Origin of the sequence: Diaphorobacter sp. (genome assembly GCF_050251835.1) — a bacterium.
Taxonomy (GTDB): domain Bacteria; phylum Pseudomonadota; class Gammaproteobacteria; order Burkholderiales; family Burkholderiaceae_C; genus JBFXIE01.
Genome location: NZ_JBFWLZ010000075.1, coordinates 1 through 4351 on the forward strand (window position 1 = coordinate 1; position 4351 = coordinate 4351).

A 4351-nucleotide genomic window follows, 5' to 3' on the forward strand; every position below is an offset into this window, starting at 1 on the left:
TTTTCCAGCCCTTCGTTGATGGCAAAGCTGCCGTCCAGGTGCGGGTCGTTGATGTAGCCCTTCCAGCCCACGGTGGTGCGCGGCTTTTCAAAATACACGCGCATCACGATGAGCAGGTCTTGCGCCAGCGCGTCGGCCTGGGTTTTCAGCAGGTGCGCGTATTCGATGGCCTGGTCATGGTCGTGGATGGAGCATGGCCCCACCACGACGATCAGGCGGTCGTCCTGCCCATGCAGCACGCGCGACAGCTGCAGGCGGCTGCCCTCCACCAGCGCCTGCGCGGCATCGGGCGCGGGCAGCCATTCCTGCAGCAGCGCGGGTGTGATGAGGGGGCGCACGGCCTTGATGCGCAGGTCGTCGATGCGCGTGGTGTCGTGCGTGGTGAGGGGGTGTGCGAGGCGTTCGGTCAGGGTCATGATGCCCTGATTGTCGCGCCCGGCGAGCAGGGCATGCTGTCAGGGGCGCCTGAAGCTGGCGACCTGCTGCGACCAGTAGCGCGAGCGCAGGTGATCCAGCCGCACGGTGCCGCCCGTCGATGGCGCATGCACGAAGCGCCCCTCGCCCACGTAGATGCCCGCATGCGTGGCGCGGTCGCGGCCAAACACCACCAGGTCGCCGGTGCGCAGCTCATCCGTGTCCACCGGCTGGCCAAAGCTGCTGAGCTGGGCTACCGTGCGCGGCGGCGCCACGCCGGCGCGGCTGGTGTACACGTAGCCGATCAGGCCGCTGCAGTCAAAGCCGCTGTCGGGCGTGTTGCCGCCATAGCGGTAGGGCGTGCCCACCAGGCCCAGCGCATGGATGGCAATGTCGCTGGACTGCTCGGGCGTCAGGCGCGAATAGGCCGTGGGGCTGGCGGTGGACGCGCGCTGCGATGCTCGTTGTGATGAGCGCGGCGCAGTGCCGCAGCCCACGGCCAGCAGCGCAGAGCACAGGATGAGGCAGCGGCGGTGATGGACTTGCATGGCGCAAAGCGTAGCAGCCAGCGGCGATGGCGGGTAGTGCCTGGGCTTTTCTGGCAGGTGCCGCAGCCCTCAGCCCGGCACCTGCCCCTGCGCATCGACGACATGCGTCTGGCGCAGCAGCAGTCTGTCCATGGCGTGGCGCGATGTGCGTTGCAACTGCACCAGCAGCCCATGGCCGGGCCAGTCCAGGCCGTAGCGCTGGCACAGCTCGCGCTGCATACGCGCCAGCAGGGCGGCGGCCATTTCGGCGTCGGCCAGCGCGCGGTGGGCGCGGCCGGTGCGCGGCAGGCCCAGGTGGTCGATCAGGCGGCCCAGCTTGTGGCTGGGCGCCTCGGGGAACACCCGGCGCGACAGCAGCACCGTGCAGGCAAACGGCTGGGGCGCGGCCAGCCCGGCGTGCTGCAGCTCGGCCTGCCAGAACTTGCTGTCAAACGCCGCGTTGTACGCCACCATGGGCGCGTCGCCCACAAAGCGCGCGGCCTCGCGCATCACCGCCTCGGCGGCCGGGGCGGTATCCAGCATGGCGTTGGTGATGCCCGTCAGCTGCGCGATGAAGGGCGGTATGGGCACGCCAGTGCGCATCAGGCTGTCAAAACGGTCCACCACGCGCTCGCCCTCCAGCAGCACGATGGCCACCTCGGTGGCGCGCGCGCCCTGGGCGGGCGTCATGCCGGTGGTCTCGAAGTCGATGACGGCGATGGGGCTGGGCATGAGGGTGTTTTTTGGCTCTGGCGCCCGCTGCGCGTGCGCTGCCAGCTATCAAAAAAGGAGTTTCAAGCCTTCTTCAGAAACTCGGACTTGAGCAGCATGCTGCCCAGCTCGGTCTTGCAGTCCACGTTGTGGCCATCGGCGCCGTCCACCAGGCGTATGCCCTTGATCTTGCTGCCCTTTTTCAGCACCGAGGACGAGCCCTTGACTTTCAGGTCCTTCACCAGGATCACCGCGTCGCCGTCGTGCAGCGGGTTGCCGTGGGCGTCGAGCACGGGGGCGTCGGCTTCGGCGCTGTCGGCTGCGGCGGGCGCGATGGGCCATTCATGCGCGCAGTCGGGGCAGATGTAGTGCTCGCCGTCGGCGTAGGTGTGGTCCATGCCGCATTGGGGGCAGGTGGGAAAGTCGGTCATGTTCAGGCTCCTTGGGGGGGTGTGGGATGGATGCCCGATCAGGCCGCGCGCCGCTGCAGCGTGAAGGGCGGCAGGCCGGCCAGCAGGCGCTGGCCGTAGCCGGTGCGCACCAGGCGCTTGTCGTAGCAATAGACATGGGCGCGGTCTTCTTCGGTGCGGATGGCGCGGCCCACCCACTGGGCCAGGCGGATAGCGGTGGCGGGCACCACCAGTTCGCTGAACGGGTCGCGCCCTGCCCCGCGCAGCCATTCGGCGCGGGCCTCGTCCACGGGGTCGTCGGGCGGGGCAAAGGGCAGTTTGGTGATGAACAGCGACTCGCACAGCCTGCCGGGCAGGTCCAGCCCTTCGCCAAACGACTGCATGCCGAAGACGATGGACGGCAGGCCGTCCGCCACGCGCTCGCGGTGGCGTGCCAGCAGCTGCGGGCGCGGCAGCGTGCCCTGCACCAGCACGGCGGCGCGCATGGCGGTGGGCAGCATGTCCACGGCCTGGCGCATCTGCTCGCGCGAGGTGAACAGCACCAGCGCCCCGGCCTCGACCAGGGCCAGATCGCTCAGCAGCGCGTCCACCATCTCGGCGGTGAAGGCCTGGGCGTCGCGCGGCTCGGCGCGGGTTTCGGTGGCCACCAGCGTGCCCTGGCTGGCATAGTCAAACGGGCTGGGCACGGCCAGGGTGGTGACGGCTTCGTCGCCAAACAGGCCCGATTCGCGCAGAAAAAAGTCGAACTGCCCGCAACTGGTGAGCGTGGCCGATGTCAGCACCGCGCCGCGCACTGCGGACCACAGGTGGTTGCGCAGCGTGTTGCCGGGCAGCACCGGGCTGGCATGCGCGCGCACGACGATGAAGTCGCCATCGACCTCCAGCGTGAACCACTTGGCGGCCGGAACGGCTCCTTCAGGCGCGTCCTGCAGCAGCAGCTGGGCGGCGGCATGCAAGCCTTCCAGCCGCGGCGCCAGCACGCCGATCTGCGCGTACAGCTGCGACAGGCGCCGCGCCTCGTCGGGCTTGTCGCGCATCTCGCTGCGCAGCGCCTTGGCGATGGCGCGCAGCGCCTCCAGAAAGCCCCCGGCATGGTGGGCGGCCTGGCTGAAGGGCTCCACCAGCGCATCGGGCAGCTGGCCGCCGGGCACGCGCGCGCGCGTGGGCATGGCGGGCGCAAATTGGCGGCGGCCCGGCGCGGGCGCGCGCAATTGCTCGCCGTACACGTCCATCACCAGCCGGGCGGCGTCTTGCAGCGCGGCGCGCAGGCGCGCTGCGTGGTTGGGGATGTCGGCAATTTCTTCCACCTCTACCAGCTGGCCGATGCGCAGCGCGCGGCTGGCCAGCTTGTCGATCCAGGTCAGGCGCGACAGGTCGGCCTCGCAGGCAAATTGCTGCAGCGCGGTGGCGGGCAGGTGGTGCGCCTCGTCGATCACCAGCAGGCAGTTGTCCAGCTCGGGCAGCAGCCGCGCGCCGATGGACGACAGCAGCAGGTCATGGTTGGCCACGATGACCTGCGCGGCCACCAGCTGCTTGCGCCGGTCGTAGTAGGTGCACTGGCCAAACAGCGGGCAGTGCTTGCCGGTGCAGCTGCTGGCCTCGGCCGCCACGGGGCTCCAGGCCTCGGGCTCGGGCGGGGTGTCCAGGGTGTCGCGGTCGCCGTCCCAGTCGCCAGCGGCCAGGGTGTCGGCCATGCTGGCGTAGTACTGCATGCGCGCCTCGCTGTCGTGCTGCGGGCGCTGGCGGTGCTGGGCGGCTTCTTCGGGGAACAGGTCGTCGTCGGGCAGGTCGCCGTCGCCCGTGCCCGCGGCGCCTCCGGCCAGGCGCTCCAGCTTGAGCTTGCACACATAGCGCCCGCGGCCCTTGGCCAGCGCGAAGGCAAAGGGCTGGTCCATGCGCGCGGCCAGCGCCGGCAGGTCTTTGTGCACCAGCTGCTCTTGCAGCGCCACGGTGGCGGTGGAGATCAGCACCCGCGTGCCGCGCGCCAGCGCCATGGCAGTCGCCGGCACGCTGTAGGCCAGCGACTTGCCCACGCCGGTGCCGGCTTGCACCACGGCAATGGCGCGCCGGGGCTGCGCGTCGGCGCCGTCCTCGTCGCTGCCGCCATCGTCCAGCTTGCCCAGCTGTGCGTGGGCGAAGGTGTGCGCCACCTGCTCGGCCATGCGCCGCTGGCCCTCGCGCACGCGAAAGCCCGCCGTGGACTGGACCACCGCCTCGAACGATTGCAGGGCCTGGTCGGCCCACGGCTGTGCGGACATGGAAGGTTTGCGTGCTGGTGATGAAGGGTGG

Annotated in this window: 4 protein-coding genes and 1 pseudogene; all 5 read right to left on the reverse strand. The window is 70.3% G+C overall.

Going from position 1 to position 4351, the window contains the following annotated elements:
- Positions 1 to 416 (reverse strand): annotated as a pseudogene (locus AB7E35_RS14745) (3-deoxy-7-phosphoheptulonate synthase); the annotation flags it as partial.
- A gap of 39 nt (positions 417 to 455) precedes the next feature.
- Positions 456 to 962, reverse strand: a complete 507-nt coding sequence (locus AB7E35_RS14750; protein WP_428162595.1) for a C40 family peptidase — start codon at positions 960 to 962, stop codon at positions 456 to 458.
- A 69-nt stretch (positions 963 to 1031) separates the two neighbouring features.
- Positions 1032 to 1673: a 3'-5' exonuclease gene (locus AB7E35_RS14755; RefSeq protein WP_428167833.1), complete on the reverse strand. Its 642-nt coding sequence runs from the start codon at positions 1671 to 1673 to the stop codon at positions 1032 to 1034.
- Between the two features lie 62 nt (positions 1674 to 1735).
- Entirely contained in the window at positions 1736 to 2083 is a 348-nt protein-coding gene (locus tag AB7E35_RS14760) for a zinc ribbon domain-containing protein YjdM (protein WP_428162597.1), read from the reverse strand.
- 38 nt (positions 2084 to 2121) lie between these two features.
- The gene (dinG, locus tag AB7E35_RS14765) at positions 2122 to 4320 is read right to left on the reverse strand and encodes an ATP-dependent DNA helicase DinG (protein ID WP_428167834.1); all 2199 of its coding nucleotides are present in this window, start codon (positions 4318 to 4320) and stop codon (positions 2122 to 2124) included.
- Between the last annotated feature and the right edge of the window lie 31 nt (positions 4321 to 4351).